This window comes from Salinigranum halophilum (assembly GCF_007004735.1).
GTDB lineage: Archaea > Halobacteriota > Halobacteria > Halobacteriales > Haloferacaceae > Salinigranum > Salinigranum halophilum.
In genome coordinates this window covers 591,643-608,039 of sequence record NZ_SSNL01000005.1, presented here as the reverse complement: position 1 = coordinate 608,039, position 16,397 = coordinate 591,643, and the positions used below count along the sequence as shown (strand labels likewise).

Below are 16,397 nucleotides of genomic sequence, written 5' to 3'. Positions count from 1 at the left end.
CCGGCGGTCACAGGAGGTCTGCGAGCGCCGTGACGACTCGTTCGTTCTCCTCGGGGCGGGCCGTCGTCACGCGCATGTAGCCGGGACCGAGTCGCTTGTCGCCGAGCGGTTTGACGAAGACCCCCCGCTCGCGCAACTGCTCGGCGACGTCGCTCGCGTCGTGTGGGCTAAAATCGGCGAGGAAGAAGTACGTCTCGGTCGGGTACGTGGTGACGCCCAGCGAGCGGAGGTCGTCGGCCAGTGCCGCCGTCCACGAGCGGAGGCGTTCCATCCGGTCTCGGATTTTCGACTCGTGTTCGAGCGTCGCGACTGCCGCCGCTTGACTCGGTCGCGCGAGCGGATAGGCGTCGTTGGCCGCGTTCAGGTCCGCTGTGAGCGCCTCCGGGGCGACCGCGTAGCCGACGCGAAAGCCCGCCAAGCTGTGGGCTTTCGACAACGTTCGGGTCACGATGAGGTTGTCGTACTCGGGCACCCGGTGAGCGAGTGTCTCGTCGGCGAAGTCACCGAACGCCTCGTCGACCAGGAACGTCGTCTCCGGGTTGGCCTCGAGCAACGAGGGGACGACGCTGACGTCGAAGGTTCCCCCGTTCGGGTTGTTCGGGTTGACGATGACGGCCAGCGTCGTTCCCGCGGGGAGTGTTAACTCTCGGAGATCGAACCGAAAGTCGACTTCGGGACGGAGCCGTGTCTCCGTGTACCGCTCGGCGATTTCCGGGAACAGCGGGTACGTCGGCGTCAACAGGTGTACCTGCTGTCCGAACCGCTCGAACAGCTGTCGCAAGATCAACTCCGAGCCGGCGTTGATGTGGAGATTCTCGCTCGGCACCCCGAGCCGGTCGCTCAACACCGCTCGCAGTGGCTCCGAGTAAGGCTCGGTGTAGTGGTTGCTCCGCGGCAGTTCCTCCCGTGCGGCGTCGATGGCTTCGTCGATCGGCGGAAGCGGATTCTCACAGAGCAGGAGCTTGACCCCCTCGAACCCAGCGCCCCCCTTCTCGACCGTCGAGGGTTCGTCCATCGCGTCTCTTGACGACCGGCTCCGTAACAAGTGTTTCTCAGTTGATTGTTTCACCGCGCCGGCTGGCCCGTGGTCGCGTAACATAAATCATCCGATGGGTTCAACGGAGCTGTGCCACATGGGACCGTTCAGTTGGACCGTCGCGACGACCGTCGGAATCAGCCTCATCGCGTGGATCGGCGTTTTTACGCTCTTCCTCCGGGACGAACTGGTCGACCGCCTGCTACTGGTGCTCGTCGCGCTGGCCGCGGGCGGCCTCATCGGTGGGGCGTTCTTGCATCTGCTCCCCCAGGCAATCGCCGACGCGGGGAGCCAGGACACGTTCTCCCTGTTCCTCTGGTTTATCGGTGGCTTCTGTCTGTTCTTCGCCCTTGAGCAGTTCATCCACTGGCACCATCACCACGCCGTGACGCACGAGCACGAACCGGTGTCGTACCTGGTGTTACTCTCCGATACGCTGCACAACTTCATCGACGGCCTCGTCGTCGCTGCGGCGTTCTTGTCGTCCGTCCCGCTCGGCCTGGTGACCGCCGCCGCCATCGCGCTCCACGAGATTCCACAGGAGATCGGCGACTTCGGCGTCCTCGTCTACGGCGGGTTCGACAGACGCCAGGCGCTCGTGTTGAACTATCTGACCCAGTCGACGGTCGTCCTGGGCGGCGTCGTGGGCGCGTTCCTCGGCGGGGCCCTCACGGGTGTGCCGACCGTCCTGTTGCCGTTCGCTGCGGGAAACTTCGTCTACATCGCCAGTTCGGACCTCATCCCCGAAATAAAACAAGAGACTGACCTCCGGCGGTCCGTCGTCTACTTCGCCGTCTTCCTGACCGGCATCGGGCTGATGCTAGCCGTTCGATTCCTCCGGAGCGTCGCCTCCCGCCCCGACGTCTTCTGACCCGTGTCGCTGCCCCGCTATCCGAGCGAGATGTCGAGGTAGAGCATCACGATCGCGCCCAGTATCGTTCCCAGGGTCGCGACGCGCTCGTGGCCCTTGAGGTGCGTCTCCGGCACGATCTCGTCCATGATGACGAACAGCATCGCCCCCGCCGCGAACCCCATCGCGTAGGGCAGCAGCGCCGATACGGTCTGTACCGCGTACGCGCCCAGCACTGCAAGGGGAATCTCGACGACGCCCGACCGAATCCCGGCGAAGACCGCGTAGAAGCGCTTGTCCAGCCCGGCGTTGATTGCCGCCACCGACACCGCGAGCCCCTCCGGGATGTTCTGGATGCCGATGGCGAGCATCAACGGGATCGCCGTGGCGAGGTCGCCGCTTCCGAAGCCGACGCCGACGGCGAGGCCCTCGGGCATGTTGTGGAGGGTGATCGCCAGGATGAACAACACGACGCCGGCGAGTCGTTCGTCCTCCACCGGCAGGTTCTCTCCCGGGTTCGCGGCGTCCGTTCGACGCCGTCCGGACAGGAGGTAGTGCGCGTGCGGAACGAGGACGTCCGAGCGGTCCAAGAAGGCGGCGCCGAGCGCGATGCCGAACAGCACAGGGAGCGGGTTCCCGTTCGAGTACGTCTCGATTCCGGGGATGATGAGGCTGGTGAAACTCGCCGCGAGCATCACGCCGGCGGCGAACCCGAGTGCGCCGTCCATCGCTCGGTCCGAGGGGTTTCGCCACACGAAGACGAGCGACGCCCCCAGCAGGTTGAGCAGCGCGATGACCAACCCGCCGACCAGTCCGTGTACGACCGGGTCGGAGCCGAACCACTGCGTGAACGAGTCAACGACCACGACTGGCACACCCCGTGTCGGCTCCGCTCATGTCACACTGCCCGCTTCACCGGTTGCACTAATCAATGTTGGTTCTACTCGGAGACGACGCGTTCGGGCCGTCGCGGACGCGTGAACGGCCTCACTCCGCCCGCGACGGCTCGACCTCACTCAGCCCGGTGCCCGGAACGCCTTCCGGCGGAACTGGGCGACGAGCGGGTCGACGACGTCCGGGTCGCCGACCCACGTTACCGTCACCTCGGTCAGGCGGTACGACGGCCCGACGGGGACTTTTCTCTGTGAGAGGTGCGCCTCCCAGCCGTCGCCGCTGACCGTCCGGGTGCGCTGTCGAGCCCCTCCCAGGTGCTCCAGATACCGCATCGCCTGCTCGATGGTGAGTCCGCGGAACCGCCGGGTGAGACGAAGCGTCCCGTTCTCGAGTGTCCGCTCGATCGGCGGAATCGCCTCCAGAGTGGCCGCTTTCGGTCGGTTCTCTCGTCCTGTTGCTGTCTGTGACATGGGTGCTCCCCCTAGAAGATGGTACGCCGTCTGAGGGCAAAGCCGTTCGTTCGTTTCTCCGTCCGTGAGAACCGCCTCGCTAGCGGGTTCTCATCCGACGCGAGACACGTCCTGTTCGGGGCGTACTCCGCCCAGCGGACCGGACGGGGACTCGGGACGGTTCGAGTCGACATCGGTTCAACGTGACCCTTCACAAAACGAACCTGACGGGGGATTTGGTACGACTCGAGACAGTATTGAGTACACCCTTCCGCACTCTTGTTTTTCGACAACTGGCTTCCTGCCTCTTTCGTTGGTTCTTTACCCAACAATGCCAAACCGTTGGCTACAAAACCAACACGTGACGGATGGAACCAACGGCTGACGAACTCGATGGGTACAGTAATGCCACGGTGTACGAGGACGGCACTGTGGTCCGCGTGTCCGTTCGTCGGACCGAGGACGAGGCGTACCCATCGGGATGGCGGTACACGTTTCACTACGGCGCACTGGTTCCCGGTCCAGATACGCTCGAAGACGGGACGATCCGCCGCTACGACAACGCCCACGAGGACACGAAAGGCCACGAACTCCACGCCGCTCCCGACCCGGAACCGGAATTTATCGAGTTCCTCGGAGTGGAGGAACTTTACGAGCGGTTCTGGAACGAGATCCCGAAACCACGGTTCGGCCCATCCGACGACACTGGTGATATCCATGACTGACAACACGAACGTACTGCTGGTCACGGTCGATAGCGAGACGAATCCCTACGAGGAGGGTCTAGAAGCGATTCAACAGCTCACGGCTGACGAGAGCATCGACCAGCCAGCAACCGTTCGATTCCCGAACGAATCCCAACTGACCGAGGTGTTCAACGAGCGCACCTACACGCTCCTGCGTGTGATCAGAGACGAGGCTCCGGAGAGCATCCGCGAAACTGCGCGGCTGGTCGGCCGAGACAAGAAGAACGTCCATCAAGAACTGACGACGCTGGAGGCGCTCGGGGTGATTCGCTTCGAGGAAGCGGGGCGGGCGAAGAAACCGGTGTTCCCGTACGACGAACTGATCGTGATACCGCTCGCTCGCGGCTCCGGTGACGGTGCGGCGGCAGCACCGTAACACTGCATCGAATCCTCGGTGTGGAACATGGTCGCCGTATCACGGTGACTGACGGTGTTCGAATCTGAGTGCATTACTACCTACCTTGACCACGTCTCTCACGACAGGATCGCGTGGGCGTATTGAGTCCGGTACGAAACGAGACGGACTCTCAATGAGTTCGTGATCTAAGGGGTATACCCCCGACGCTGTCGGGCGATTAGACCAACCACGGACCCGGCGGGAATCCGTCATACCGTATGACGAAGCTGAATTAATCGCCGCGCTGTCCGGCGATTACGAATCCAGAGTTAGGTCGTGGTTGACTCCGATTTGCATCGACTCAGAGCCATGGCACTCAAACCACTCCGACCCGACGAAGCCGTCGAACTGTACCTCGAAGACCGTCGAAGTGAGCTAGCGAGGGCAACCCAATACGCGCACTCATCTCGACTTGGGCATTTCATTCGGTGGTGTGGCGAACAGCACATCGACAATCTGAACGAACTCACTAGACGCACACTGCACCGGTACCGACTCTGGCGGCGTGCAGACGGCGATCTTGCGCCACCATCCGAAAAGTCTCAGATGGATACCCTCCGGGTGTTCATTCGGTGGTGCGGAACAATCGACGCAGTTCCCACAGACCTCTGGTCGAAGGTCGTCTCTCCTAGTCTGGCGGACGGGGAGAATTCTCGGGACGTGATGTTGGACTCGGAAGTCGCCGATGGTATTCTTGACTATCTCTCTACGTACGAGTACGCGTCCGAACGGCACGTTACTTTTCTCTTGATTTGGCACGCCTTGCTCAGAAGAGGTGCAATTCATGCGCTGGACGTGGATGATTACGACCCACAGGAGATGTCACTAGATGTGCGGCACCGTCCGGAGACAGAGACTCCAATCAAGAACAAATTCAATGGAGAGCGGTTCATCGCGCTTTCGGCGGAGACCTGTTCGGTGCTAGATGCTTGGATTGCAGACCGCCGACCAGATTCAGTTGACGAGTTCGGTCGCCACCCCCTCGTTTCCACTGCCCAAGGCCGGGCGCATCTCACCACCATTCAGAGCTACGTCTACTCGATGACCCGGCCCTGTGAGTTCACTGGCGAGTGCCCGCACAACCGATCGACCTCAGACTGTCAGCCTGCAATCGATCGGAGCCAAGCAGTCGCGTGTCCGTCGTCGGTGTCACCGCACGCCGTTCGTCGCGGTGCAATCACGCACTGGTTAAACTCGGACGTACCTGAACCGGTCGTCAGTGCGAGGGCGAACATCTCTACCGCGGTTCTGGTTGAACACTACGACCGCCGAACAGAACGCGAGAAGATGGAACAACGACGGAGGTATCTCAATCAGATCTGAACGCACCGAACGCTCCGGATACGTCTCTTACCCAGTCTCAACGAAGTACCTCAGTCGGAAGCAGCTCTCATTCTCACCGGTTTGTACGAACCAAACGGTTATATCGATCGCCGCTTGAATACGATACATGAGCCAAGGACGAGACGAATCGGGACGGTTTGAGCAGACCGTTACCGAGCAAGAAATCCTCAAAGTCTTCGACTACGAGGACGACCCAGTTCTCACCGCTCCCGAAGTCGCCGAGGGAGTGCGAAGGTTCGGAAAACAGATCACTTCCGAGGGTATTCGTAGTCGGCTCGAACAGATGGCTGACAAAGGGTTAGTGAGCAGGAAGAAACTCGGTGCGAGAGCGGTCGGGTGGTGGGCAGAAGTGGCACCGGAACTCGATGCTGAAACCGCTGATCGAGTTGACGCCCGGAAAGAGTCTGACGAGTGGGCAGAACTGTAGTCCGCGATGGCGACGGTTCTGTTGCATCCCGACGTCGAGAAGAAGCTCCAATCGCTCCCGAACGACATCGAAGACCGGATTCGGTCGAAACTGAAGGACGCAGGGGCGAATCCCGATCGCCACCTGAAGCCGCTGAAAGGTCGAGACGAGTACTCGCTCCGGATCGGAAAACGCCGCGCGATCATCGACTGGGACAAGGAACGAGACGAACTCCGGGTGCTGGAGATCGATACCAGAGACACCGTATATCAGTGACATCCATAGATTCAGTTGTACAGCCTCCCGAAACTTCGAAGCGGTTTCAAACCTGTTGAGCCAACCTTTTCAACTCGGAATAAGGGTTCTGTCCTTGCTGCTTCCACGTTCGCGGAGACGTATTCGCTCTGGATTTATTACCGCATCCGCCTCGTTCTCTCTCGGTTCAAGTCGTCGAGCCACTTTCAAAGCCGCCTGACGTGGAGATTTATTCTCAAAGACGCTGTTTTCCTTCCTGTTTTCCCTGAGAGCGAACCGCCGCTTGTGATTGAACATAATCGAACCCTTGCGAAGGCATAACACTGGATGTGGGAATGAAATTTTGTTCTGAACTCGAGAAGATGACTAGCTTATTGAACTCTCTACGGAATATAACGAACTGTTTGTGAATTCGTCATTCGAGAAACTCAACTCTGTATTAGGTGGCAAATCGAACCGGATTTACGCCCCTCAGCAGGAGAGTTCGTCATGCAGCATGACGAATTCGAATTAAAATTTCGAGCCAATTCCACCGCCTTCTTGCGATTAGAAGCCACGGACCCGACGGGATTTGAACCCGCGACATCTTGGTCCGGAACCAAGCACTCTGTCCACTGAGCTACGGGCCCTCACGCGTCTGTAACCCACAGCCACGTATAACGATTGTCATCCCACACCTCGAACGCCCGGCAGGGCCCGAGTAACCGACACTGACGCGAATCTATATCTCGTGACACACACATCACACGTAGTAGTGTGAGACGAACTACCGTCTCACATGACTGGTGCGGTGCCTATCCGGTGGGCATCGTCCCCCACGAACACCATGAGTACACACGACATCACCCTGACCGTCAACGGCACCGACCACGACCTCACCGTCGCCTCGCGGACGCTCCTCGTCGACGCGCTCCGAGAAGAGCTCGGGTACACGGGCACCCACGTCGGCTGTGAGACCACGCGCTGTGGGGCCTGTACCGTCCTCGTCGACGGCCGCGCGCTGAAGTCCTGTAACGTCCTCGCCGTCCAGGCCGACGGGCGAGCCGTCGAGACCATTGAGGGCGTCGCCAACGGCGAGTTACACCCCGTTCAAGAGGCTTTCCAGACCGAACACGGCCTGCAGTGCGGCTACTGCACGCCGGGGATGGTCGTCACCGCCCGCGCGCTGCTCGACTCGAACCCCGACCCCTCTCGCGAGGAGATCCGCGAGGCTATCGAGGGCAACCTCTGTCGCTGCACGGGGTATCACAACATCGTCGACGCGGTGGAGTCGGCCGCCGCGACCCTCCGGGAGGACTCCGCATGAGCGAGTCGACGGCCGAAGAGCGCGCCGCCAGCGAGGTGTTCGGCTCTCGGGTCGCCCGCCGCGAAGACATCCCGCTGCTCACGGGGACTGGCGAGTACACCGACGACGTCCGCCTCGCGGGCGAACTCCACCTGGCCATCCGCCGGAGCGACCACGCCCACGCCCGACTGGTGAACGTCGACACCAGCGCCGCCGAAGCCCACGAGGGCGTCGTCGCGGTCTTCACCGGTGACGACGTCGCGGAGACCGGCATCCCGAACAGTATCCCGACGGCCTGGTCGCTGCCGGGGTTGGTCACGCCTCAGTACCGCATCCTCGCGGTCGACAAGGTCCGCCACCTGGGCGACGGAATCGCCGCCGTCGTCGCCGAGTCGCGCGAGGCCGCCCACGACGCGGCCGCACTCGTCGAGGTCGAGTACGACCCGCTCGACGCCGTCGTCGACCCGGTCGCGGCCGTCTCCGGTGACTATCCGCCCGTCCACGACGAGGCCGAAGACAACGTCGCGTTCGACTTCACGCTCGGGGACGACGCTCTCGTCGACGAGGCGTTCGCGAGCGCCTCCCACACCGTCTCCGTCGACCTCCGCCAGCAGCGGGTCATCCCGAACGCCATGGAACCCCGCGCGGCGCTCGCGGACTACGACCCTCACACGGAGGACCTCCGCATCTGGATGACGAGTCAGAACCCCCACCTCCACCGGATGCTCCTCGCGGGGACGAGCCTGGGGCTCCCCGAGAACAAGATACAGGTCATCGCGCCCGAGGTGGGTGGCGGGTTCGGCTCGAAGATCTACCACTACCCCGACGAGGCCGTCACGGCGTGGTGTTCGATGCAACTCGGCTCGCCCGTCCGGTGGCAGGCCACGCGGTCGGAGGGCTACCTGACCGACTGTCACGGGCGCGACCACACCACCACGGCCGAGATGGCCCTCGACGCCGAGGGAACGGTCCTCGGGATGCGCGTCGAGACCTACGCCGGCCTCGGGGCTCACCTCTCGCAGTTCGCCACCGCCACGCCGTCGTACCTCTACGCGACCATCCTCTCGGGACAGTACGCCATCCCCGCCATCCACTGCCGCGTCGTCGGTGCGTTCACCAACACGACGCCGGTCGACGCCTACCGGGGTGCGGGACGGGCCGAGGGGAACTACGTCGTCGAACGACTGATGGACGTCGCCGCCGCCGAACTGGGAGTGGACGCCGCCGACCTCCGCAGGCGGAACCTCGTTCCCGCCGACGCGTTCCCGTACGAGACGTGCGTCGCCGTCGTCTACGACAGCGGCGACTACGAGCGGGCGATGGACCACGCGCTCGACCTCGTCGGCTACGACGACCTCCGCGAGCGGCAGGCGGAACTGCGAGACGAGGGTCGCTACCTGGGTATCGGGGTCGCCAACTTCGTCGAGAGCGCGGGACTTTCCCCCTCGAAGGCGGCCGGTCAGCTCGGTGCCGTCGCCGGTGGCTGGGAGAGTTCCATCGTCCGGTTCGACATGTCCGGGACGGTCACCGTCCTCGCCGGGACGGCCGACCAGGGACAGGGCCACCGAACGACCTACGCGCAGATCGTCGCGCGCGAACTCGGCGTCCCGCTGGACAGTGTCGAGGTCGTCGAGGGCGACACGGACCAGATTCCCCAGGGAATGGGCACCTACGGGAGCCGAAGCGCTCCCGTCGGCGGCGGCTCCATCGCCCTCGCCGCTCGCGACGTCCGCGAGAAGGCCCGAACGCTCGCCGCGCACAAACTCGAAGCCAGCGAGGACGACCTGGAGTTCGAGAACGGGACGTTCAGCGTGACGGGCGCGCCCGACCGCTCGATCCACATCCAGGAGGTCGCCCACGAGGCGTACCTCGGATTCGACCTCCCCGAGGGGATGGACCCCGGTCTCGAGGCGACCCAGTTTTACGACCCCGAGAACTTCACGTTCCCGTTCGGGACGCACGTCTGCGTCGTCGAAGTCGACGCGGAGACGGGAGAGGTCGCCGTCGAGCGGTACGTCGCCGTCGACGACTGCGGCGAGGTCATCAACCCGATGATCGTCGAGGGTCAGGTCCACGGCGGCGTCGCGCAGGGTATCGGGGTCGCCCTCTACGAGGAGGGGGCCTACGACGACGACGGCCGTCTCCGCACCCGACGGATGGACGAGTACGCCGTCCCCGCCGCGACGATGCTTCCCGACTTCGAGACGGACGCGACGGTCACGCCGAGTCCACACAACCCGCTCGGGGTGAAAGGCGTCGGCGAATCCGCGACGATCGGTGCCACGCCCGCGACGGTCGCCGCGGTCTGTGACGCCCTCGCGCCGTTCGGGGTCACGCACCTCGACATGCCGCTCACCCCGGAGAAGCTCTGGACCGCAATGCGCGAGGGGGAGGTGTCGTAGATGTACCCCGCGGACTTCGAATACTACCGCGCGGGCTCCGTCCGAGAGGCTATCGACCTGCTCAGTACCCACGAGGGGGCTGAGCTCCTCGCCGGTGGTCACGGCCTTTTCCCGCTGATGAAGACACGCGAGCACACGCCGTCCGCACTGGTCGATATCGGCCGCGTCGACGGCCTCACCGGCGTCGACGTACAGGCGGGGACGGTCTCGGTCGGCGCGCTGACGACCCACGCGGACCTGGCAGCCTCCGAGTCGCTCCGAGACACTGCCGCTGCCCTCGCTGACGCGGCGGGCGAGTTGGGCGACCTCCAGGTGCGAAACGGCGGCACCATCGGCGGGAACATCGCCCACGCCGACCCGCGCTCGGACCCCCCGGCCGCCCTGCTCGCACTCGGCGGTGCGGTCCACGTCGAGGGGCCCGACGGCGAGCGCACCATCGACGTCGACGACTTCTTCGCGGGAGCGTTCGAGACGGCACTCGCCGACGGCGAACTCGTGACGTCGTTCTCGATTCCGGCCCACGGAGACGGCGCGGTGAGCGCGTACGTCCGCTACCGTAACCCCCTCTCGGGCTACGCGCTCGTGGGCGTTGGCGTCTCACTGCACGTCGACGACGACCGGGTTCAGTCGGCCCGGGTGGCCGCGACGGGCGTCCTCGACGCCCCGTTCCGCCTCGACGCCGTCGAGGCAGCCCTCGACGGCTCGCCGCTCGACACCGACGCCGTGAGCGACGCGGCGGCGCAGGCGGCCGCCGGCATCGATGCCGGCGATGTCCAGTCCGACGTCCAGGCCTCGGGCGAGTACCGACTCGGCGTGTTGCCGACGTACACGGAGCGGGCACTGGACGCGGCAATCGAGCGGCTCGGCGGCTGAGGGCTCGGACGCGACCGTCCGCGGGACGGTCGCGACGGAAGAGAGAAGAACGAACGGTCGTGAGGGCTGTGCGCTCGCGTCGACGCTAGGGCGCTTTGCCCGTCTCGATAGAGAACGAGCCGCGCGGGTACGCCACGCAGGTGAGGGTGTAGCCGTCTTCGAGCTCGCCCTCGTCGAGCATCTGCTGGTTGTCGTGGACGACGTAATCCTCGGAGGGACCGTCCTGGATCTGTCCGGCACAGGAGACGCACGACCCCTGGCGGCATGCATATGGTAAGTCCCAGCCGTTGTCCTCGCCGGATTCGAGGATCGTCTTGTTGTTGGCGACCTCGATGGTCTCGCCCTCTTTGATGTACTCGACCTCGAAGTATTCGACCTCGTCCTCGGGGATGTCGCCCGGACCGCTCTCCTCGACGGTGCCCCCCTCGCCCTCTTCGAGTTCCGCACCCTCGGCGCCAGCGCCCGCGGCGACGGCAGCAGCGGCGCCACCGCCGATAGAGCGGTTCATCGGTTCGGGGAAGTCCGTCTCCGGGACCGTCTCCGCCCGGCGTTCGAGCACCTCCTGGGAGATGTCCTGGGTCGACTGCCACCCCGTCCCTCTGGAGTAGTGCAGCGCGACGGCGATGAGCGTCAGCAGGACGCCCATACCGAGTCCCACGGCGTTAATCTCGACCATGCGCGGCGGTACGGATGCGGGGGTTAAGGGGATTGTGATTGTCCGTCCGGGTGGACTCGATTACCGTCGTCCGGTTTCCCGGTGTCCGCCACCGTCGGTCGCAGCCACGCCGACGCCACCCCGTGCCCGCGCCGCAGCGCCCGCGCCGTCGCGCTCGCCGAGTTCGAACGCATCCAGCACCGACGACAGTTCCGAGGCGCTCGCGGCCAACGAATCGGCGCTCTCGGAGACCTCCGAGAGCGAGGCGGTCTGTTCCTCGGCGGCAGCCGAGACCGACTGTGCCTCCGCGGCGGTCTGCTGGCTGATGCTCGCGACTTCGTCGACCACCGCGACCACCTGTTCGGACGTGGCCGCCTGTTCGTCGGTGGCGTCGCTGATGGACTGGACGCCCGCGTTCGCCGCGCCGACGTCGTCCGCGATGCTGTCGAGGATGTCGAGCGCCTCTTCGACGGTGTCGGCGCCGCTCGCCACCCGCTGGCGCATCTCCGCCATGTCGTCGACGGCGTTCGCCGTCGAGCCCTGGACGTCGTCGACGAGGTCGGCGATCTCGGCAGTCGACTCGGAGACCTCCTCGGCGAGCACCTTGATCTCCTCCGCAACGACCGCGAACCCGTCGCCCGCGTCCCCCGCGGCGGCCGCCTCGATGGAGGCGTTGAGGGCGAGGAGGTTGGTCTGCTGGGCCACCCCTTCGATGAGCGACACCACCTCGCTGATGCGTTCCATCTCGTCGTCCAGCGACGCTACTTCCTCGGCCGACCGTTCGCTCTGACGCTCGATACGCTGCATCTCCGCCATCGCGTCGTTCGCGTACTCCGCACCGGTCTCGGCACGGTCGGCTGCCGCCTCGGCGGTCTTGGCTACCTCCGCCGAGGAGGAGGCGATCTCCTCGACCGTCGCCGAGAGGTCGGTCATCTCGCCGGCGGCCTCGTTGAGTCCCTCCTCCTGCTCGACCGCCCCGTCGGATATCTCCTGGACGGCGACGGCGACTTCGCCGCTGGCCTCGCTCACTTCGTCGGCACTGGCGGTCACCTCCTCGCTGGCCGCCGCGACGTCGTCGGCGAAACTCCGCACCTGCACGAGGGTCGACTCGACCGACTCGGCCATCTCGTTGAACCCCTCGCCGACCTTCCGCATCGCCTCGTTCTCGCTCTCGGGGTCGACCCTGACCGTGAGGTCACCCGCAGCCGCCCGTTCCATCGCGGTGTCGTACTCCGCGGCTTTGCTGTCGAGGTGGGCGGCGAGGTCGTTCGCCTCCTGCAACTGCTCGCGGACGGCGTCGCGCATCGTGCCGAACGCCTCGTACAGCTGACCGATTTCGTCGGTGCGGTCGGTCTCGACCAACACCTCGAGGTTGCCGTCTTCGAGTTCCTGTGCGGTGGCCTCGAGGTCCTTCAGCGCGCGAACCGTCCCGCGGCCGATGGTCAGCCCCATCGCGACGAAGCCAGCGGTGACGAGGCCGATCAGTATCAGGATGTCCTGCTGGATGGTGCTCACGAGGTGGTAGGCCTCTGACTTCGGCGCGTGTGACAGGACGACCCAGTCGGTCCCCGCGACAGGGGCGTACGCGACGAGGTAGCTGTCCTCCTCGACGACGCCCGATTCGCCGGCGAGACCGCGCTGGAGTGCCTCGCTGTCGGTCCCGCCGCGGTACTCGGCGAGGACCGCCGCGTCGTCCTCGGCGAACTCGACGACCCCGTGGCTGTCGACGACCTGGGTAAAGCCGCCCTCGATGGGGTCGCTGAAGCTTTCGGCGCGTTCGGACGCGTCAACCGTCATCACGACCGCCCGGTCGGCCGAACCGGTGCTGGCGAACGCGATGAGTTCATCGTCACCTCGCCGGAACCCCTGCGAGACGAGCGTCTCTCCCCTGTTCATCTCGGTCAGCGAGGAGTCGATCCAGTTGACGCCCAGGCCGTCGAGGGTCGTCCCTTCCCGGACGTCGCCAGTGCTCTCGAGTACGGTGCCGGACTGCCGGTCGACGAGGTAGATGGTCTGAATCGTCTCGGGTAACTGTTCCTGCTCCTCGGCCAGTTGCGCGATTGCCGTCGACTCGTCCCCCTCGACCCCTTCGAGGTCTGAGAGCAGCCTGACGATCTCTTCGTTCTCCTCGACCCACTGGTCGAAGGTGTTCGATTGCAGCTCAGCGACGGTCTGCATCTCGTTCTGCGTGTCGTGTTCGAGTTCCTCGCTGACCATCCCCTGGATGAACAGTCCGGCGCCGGCGACGACGACGAGGACCACGAGCACCGTGGCCGCGAACTGACGCATGTAGCTCTGCGCGAGCCATGCTGGAAGTATCGACTGTACGTTCATACCAGTTGAACGTCGCACCCTCTCGACAGTGTAGTACCCGAGTACCGAGTGCCTCGGTATCGTCTGTGATACTGAACTGTCTGGTCTCTGCAAGACTCGGTGGCCAGTCGGGGCGCCCGCGTCCCGCTCAGTCGAACAGTTCCGTCAACACCGTCTCGAGCGCGATGCGCAGGTGCTGGTGGAACGTCGACGCCGAGATACCCATCGTCGCCGCGACGTCTTCAGCAGTCTGCCGGCGCGGCCGCTCGAAGTAGCCGCCGTGGTACGCCGCCTGTAACGCCGAGAGTTGCCGCTGGGTAAGCCGCGATTCGACCGTCTCGGCCACCGCTTGCGTCCGCTTCACGGGGCGGGCGACCTGTCGCTTCGAGACGAGCCCGCAGTCGGGGAACGCCGCCCGGACCTCGTCGAGGAGTCGGCCGACGTCGGCGTTCGGGGAGACGTCGACCATCACCCGGAGCCGTCCGTCGGACGCCTCCATCGTGTGGACCTTCGTCCCCATGCTCGCGAGGCAGCTCACGAGGACGTCCGTCACCGTCAGCGCGATGACGCCGCCCTCGTCTTTCCGGTCGTGGACGACGGTCACCTCCTCGACGGCCGGGTTCGGCGCGAGCGCCGCCACCCGGTCCATCGGCGCGACACCGTCGAGCGTGACGTAGACGAGGTACTGGCGGTCGTCGATGGGAACGAGGCGGTCGAGCATCGCCGTCCCCCCGCCGCTCCCGAGTTCGACCAGCGGGTCGTCGGGGTCTGTGGTCTCCAGCACCAACTCGACGACGCCGTCGGCCTGCAGGAGGTGTTCGGTCTCGACGGCGTGGATGCCGTACCCCGCGGCGGTTCCGATCCCCGCGAGCGCGCCTCGTTCGTCGTCGGTGAGGCCGTTCGCCGTCGTCGAACAGAGGAGGACGAGCCCGTACGTCGTGTCGCGGTACGTCAGCGGGACGCACACGACGGAGCGGATGGCGGTGGCGATGTCGTGGTCGAGGCCGACCGCCTCGCTGTCGACGTGCTGGACCTCGACGGTCCCGGCCTCGTACGCTCGCTCGATACTCCCGCGCGACGTGACGTGCTCGAACACGTACGCGGCGGCGTCGGCGGCGAGGCCACTCGCGAGGCGGACGTCGAAGCCGCCGTCTCGGGTGCAGTCGACGCTCGCCGCGAAGAGGTAGGGGCCGTCTCCCGTGAGCCGGTCACAGACGTCCTGTTCGATGTCGCGTCGCGACGAGTCGTGGACGATTCGGCGCAGGATGTCGCGGAGGACCTCGTTCATCCGGTTCGCGGCCGCGAGCGACGCGCGCTGTGCCTCGAGTTCGTTCTCGCGCGCTCGCCGTTCGGTCATGTCGCGCGTCACGAGTGCGAAGCCCTGGTGGGTGCCGTCGTCGTCGAACACCGGCGTGATGACGACGTGCGCCCAGTAGCGCTGGCCATCCCGGCGGACGCGCCACCCCTCGTCTTCGACCCCGCCCGCTTCGAGTGCCTGTGCGAGGAGGTGCTCCGGGAGCCCCTCGGCGACGTCCTCGGGGGTGTACAGCAGCGAGACGTGCTCACCGAGCGCCTCTCGCTCGCTGTAGCCCCCGATGTCCGCGGCCCCCTCGTTCCACGTCACGATTTCCCCCTCCGTGTCGAGCATGAAGACGGCGTACTCGGTGACGGCGGTGACGAGCGACTCGAACCGCTTCGCCTCGAGCAGTTCCTGCCGCCGGCGCTCGTCGTCGGTGATGTCCTGGGCGACGGAGACGAGTTCGCCGTCCTCGGTGTACGACAGCGAGTGGTTGGTCAACACCAGGTCGCCGTCCTTCCGGCGGTAGACCGTCTGGCCGGTCCAGCCGCCGTTGGCAGCCGCCGGCAACTGCTCGTCGTACACCCGCTGTCTGTCCTCCGCTCGGTACAACAGCTCCCAGTGCTGCCCGAGGAGTTCGTCGCGGTCGTACCCGACCAGGTCGGCGAACGCCTCGTTCGTGTAGACGTATCGTCCCCCGGCGTCGAGGATGCTGATCCCCTCGCGAGCGCGCTCGATGGCCTCGTAGCCGCGGAGGCGCTCCTCCTCGGCGCGACGCTTCTCGACGTAGTTGACGATGCGGTTCGCCAGCAACGTGTACTGCTCGTAGCCGCGCTTCTGGATGTAGTCCGTCACGCCCGCCGAGATGGCGTCGCTCGCGACCGCTTCGGAGCCGTGGCCGGTGAAGAAGATGACCGGCATCGTGTCGTCGACGTCCCGGACGGCCCGGAGGAACTCTAGTCCGCTCACCTGCGGCATCTCGTAGTCGGAGACGACGCAATCGAACACCTCCGCATCCCCGTCGAGCCGTTCGAGCGCCCGCTCGGCGTCCGGCTCGCTCTCGACGGCGAGCGCCTCGTTTTCGGCCTCGAGCGAGGCCGCCGCCAGGGAGGCGAACTCCGTGTCGTCGTCGACGTGGAGGACGCGTATGGTCGCGGTCACCCGTTACCCTACGCGCCCGTCAGGTCATATATGT

16 protein-coding genes and 1 tRNA gene are annotated in these 16,397 nt (G+C 65.2%); 9 read left to right on the top strand and 8 right to left on the bottom strand.

Annotation, left to right across the window (positions count from 1 at the left end; translation table 11 throughout):
• Positions 1-7: 7 nt before the first annotated feature.
• Complete coding sequence (locus E6N53_RS15160) at positions 8-1,015, bottom strand: pyridoxal phosphate-dependent aminotransferase (protein WP_142860389.1); 1,008 nt, start codon at positions 1,013-1,015, stop codon at positions 8-10.
• Between the two features lie 118 nt (positions 1,016-1,133).
• On the opposite strand from E6N53_RS15160, the gene E6N53_RS15155 reads away from it, so the two are divergent.
• On the top strand, positions 1,134-1,907 hold the full coding sequence (locus E6N53_RS15155) for a ZIP family metal transporter (RefSeq protein WP_142860388.1): 774 nt from the start codon (positions 1,134-1,136) through the stop codon (positions 1,905-1,907).
• 17 nt (positions 1,908-1,924) lie between these two features.
• Here E6N53_RS15155 and E6N53_RS15150 read toward each other — a convergent pair whose 3' ends face one another.
• On the bottom strand, positions 1,925-2,752 hold the full coding sequence (locus tag E6N53_RS15150; RefSeq protein WP_142860387.1) for a ZIP family metal transporter: 828 nt from the start codon (positions 2,750-2,752) through the stop codon (positions 1,925-1,927).
• Between the two features lie 150 nt (positions 2,753-2,902).
• Positions 2,903-3,250, bottom strand: a complete 348-nt coding sequence (locus E6N53_RS15145) for a MoaD-like domain-containing protein (RefSeq protein ID WP_236639859.1) — start codon at positions 3,248-3,250, stop codon at positions 2,903-2,905.
• Positions 3,251-3,597: 347 nt separating this feature from the next.
• Between E6N53_RS15145 and E6N53_RS15140 the strand changes: the two genes are divergently transcribed.
• The 5 genes from E6N53_RS15140 (at position 3,598) to E6N53_RS15120 (ending at position 6,398) form a co-directional block, all read left to right on the top strand.
• The gene (locus E6N53_RS15140) at positions 3,598-3,954 is read left to right on the top strand and encodes a toxin-antitoxin system TumE family protein (RefSeq protein ID WP_142860386.1); all 357 of its coding nucleotides are present in this window, start codon (positions 3,598-3,600) and stop codon (positions 3,952-3,954) included.
• Positions 3,947-4,351: an HVO_A0114 family putative DNA-binding protein gene (locus E6N53_RS15135; protein ID WP_142860385.1), complete on the top strand. Its 405-nt coding sequence runs from the start codon at positions 3,947-3,949 to the stop codon at positions 4,349-4,351. Before E6N53_RS15140 ends, E6N53_RS15135 begins: the two co-directional genes overlap by 8 nt.
• Before the next feature lie 567 nt (positions 4,352-4,918).
• The gene (locus tag E6N53_RS15130; protein ID WP_321167804.1) at positions 4,919-5,695 is read left to right on the top strand and encodes a tyrosine-type recombinase/integrase; all 777 of its coding nucleotides are present in this window, start codon (positions 4,919-4,921) and stop codon (positions 5,693-5,695) included.
• A gap of 127 nt (positions 5,696-5,822) precedes the next feature.
• Positions 5,823-6,143 (top strand): winged-helix domain-containing protein, encoded by a 321-nt coding sequence (locus E6N53_RS15125; protein WP_142860383.1) that lies wholly within the window; start codon positions 5,823-5,825, stop codon positions 6,141-6,143.
• Positions 6,144-6,149: 6 nt separating this feature from the next.
• Positions 6,150-6,398 carry a type II toxin-antitoxin system RelE family toxin gene (locus E6N53_RS15120; RefSeq protein ID WP_142860382.1) on the top strand — a complete coding sequence of 83 codons (249 nt, stop codon included), beginning with the start codon at positions 6,150-6,152 and terminating at the stop codon, positions 6,396-6,398.
• 69 nt (positions 6,399-6,467) lie between these two features.
• On the opposite strand, the gene E6N53_RS21645 is transcribed toward E6N53_RS15120, so the two are convergent.
• Both E6N53_RS21645 and E6N53_RS15110 read right to left on the bottom strand, forming a co-directional pair.
• The gene (locus E6N53_RS21645) at positions 6,468-6,674 is read right to left on the bottom strand and encodes a non-histone chromosomal MC1 family protein (protein ID WP_142860381.1); all 207 of its coding nucleotides are present in this window, start codon (positions 6,672-6,674) and stop codon (positions 6,468-6,470) included.
• A gap of 259 nt (positions 6,675-6,933) precedes the next feature.
• Positions 6,934-7,006 (bottom strand) — tRNA-Arg (locus tag E6N53_RS15110).
• Positions 7,007-7,203: 197 nt separating this feature from the next.
• Between E6N53_RS15110 and E6N53_RS15105 the strand changes: the two genes are divergently transcribed.
• Genes E6N53_RS15105 through E6N53_RS15095 form a run of 3 tightly spaced genes read left to right on the top strand, consistent with a single transcriptional unit; the run spans position 7,204 to position 10,937 of the window.
• Positions 7,204-7,683, top strand: a complete 480-nt coding sequence (locus tag E6N53_RS15105; RefSeq protein ID WP_142860380.1) for a (2Fe-2S)-binding protein — start codon at positions 7,204-7,206, stop codon at positions 7,681-7,683.
• A complete protein-coding gene (locus E6N53_RS15100; RefSeq protein WP_142860379.1) occupies positions 7,680-10,064 on the top strand; it encodes a xanthine dehydrogenase family protein molybdopterin-binding subunit in 2,385 nt (794 codons plus the stop codon). The genes E6N53_RS15105 and E6N53_RS15100 overlap by 4 nt, the downstream gene beginning before the upstream one ends.
• Positions 10,065-10,937 carry an FAD binding domain-containing protein gene (locus E6N53_RS15095; RefSeq protein ID WP_142860378.1) on the top strand — a complete coding sequence of 291 codons (873 nt, stop codon included), beginning with the start codon at positions 10,065-10,067 and terminating at the stop codon, positions 10,935-10,937.
• 85 nt (positions 10,938-11,022) lie between these two features.
• Here the strand turns inward: E6N53_RS15095 and E6N53_RS15090 are convergent, their stop codons facing one another.
• From E6N53_RS15090 to E6N53_RS15080, 3 genes are all read right to left on the bottom strand, one after another.
• Positions 11,023-11,613 carry a 2Fe-2S iron-sulfur cluster-binding protein gene (locus E6N53_RS15090; RefSeq protein ID WP_142860377.1) on the bottom strand — a complete coding sequence of 197 codons (591 nt, stop codon included), beginning with the start codon at positions 11,611-11,613 and terminating at the stop codon, positions 11,023-11,025.
• Positions 11,614-11,673: 60 nt separating this feature from the next.
• Positions 11,674-13,926 carry a methyl-accepting chemotaxis protein gene (locus E6N53_RS15085; protein WP_142860376.1) on the bottom strand — a complete coding sequence of 751 codons (2,253 nt, stop codon included), beginning with the start codon at positions 13,924-13,926 and terminating at the stop codon, positions 11,674-11,676.
• 127 nt (positions 13,927-14,053) lie between these two features.
• A complete protein-coding gene (locus E6N53_RS15080) occupies positions 14,054-16,363 on the bottom strand; it encodes a PAS domain S-box protein (protein ID WP_142860375.1) in 2,310 nt (769 codons plus the stop codon).
• Between the last annotated feature and the right edge of the window lie 34 nt (positions 16,364-16,397).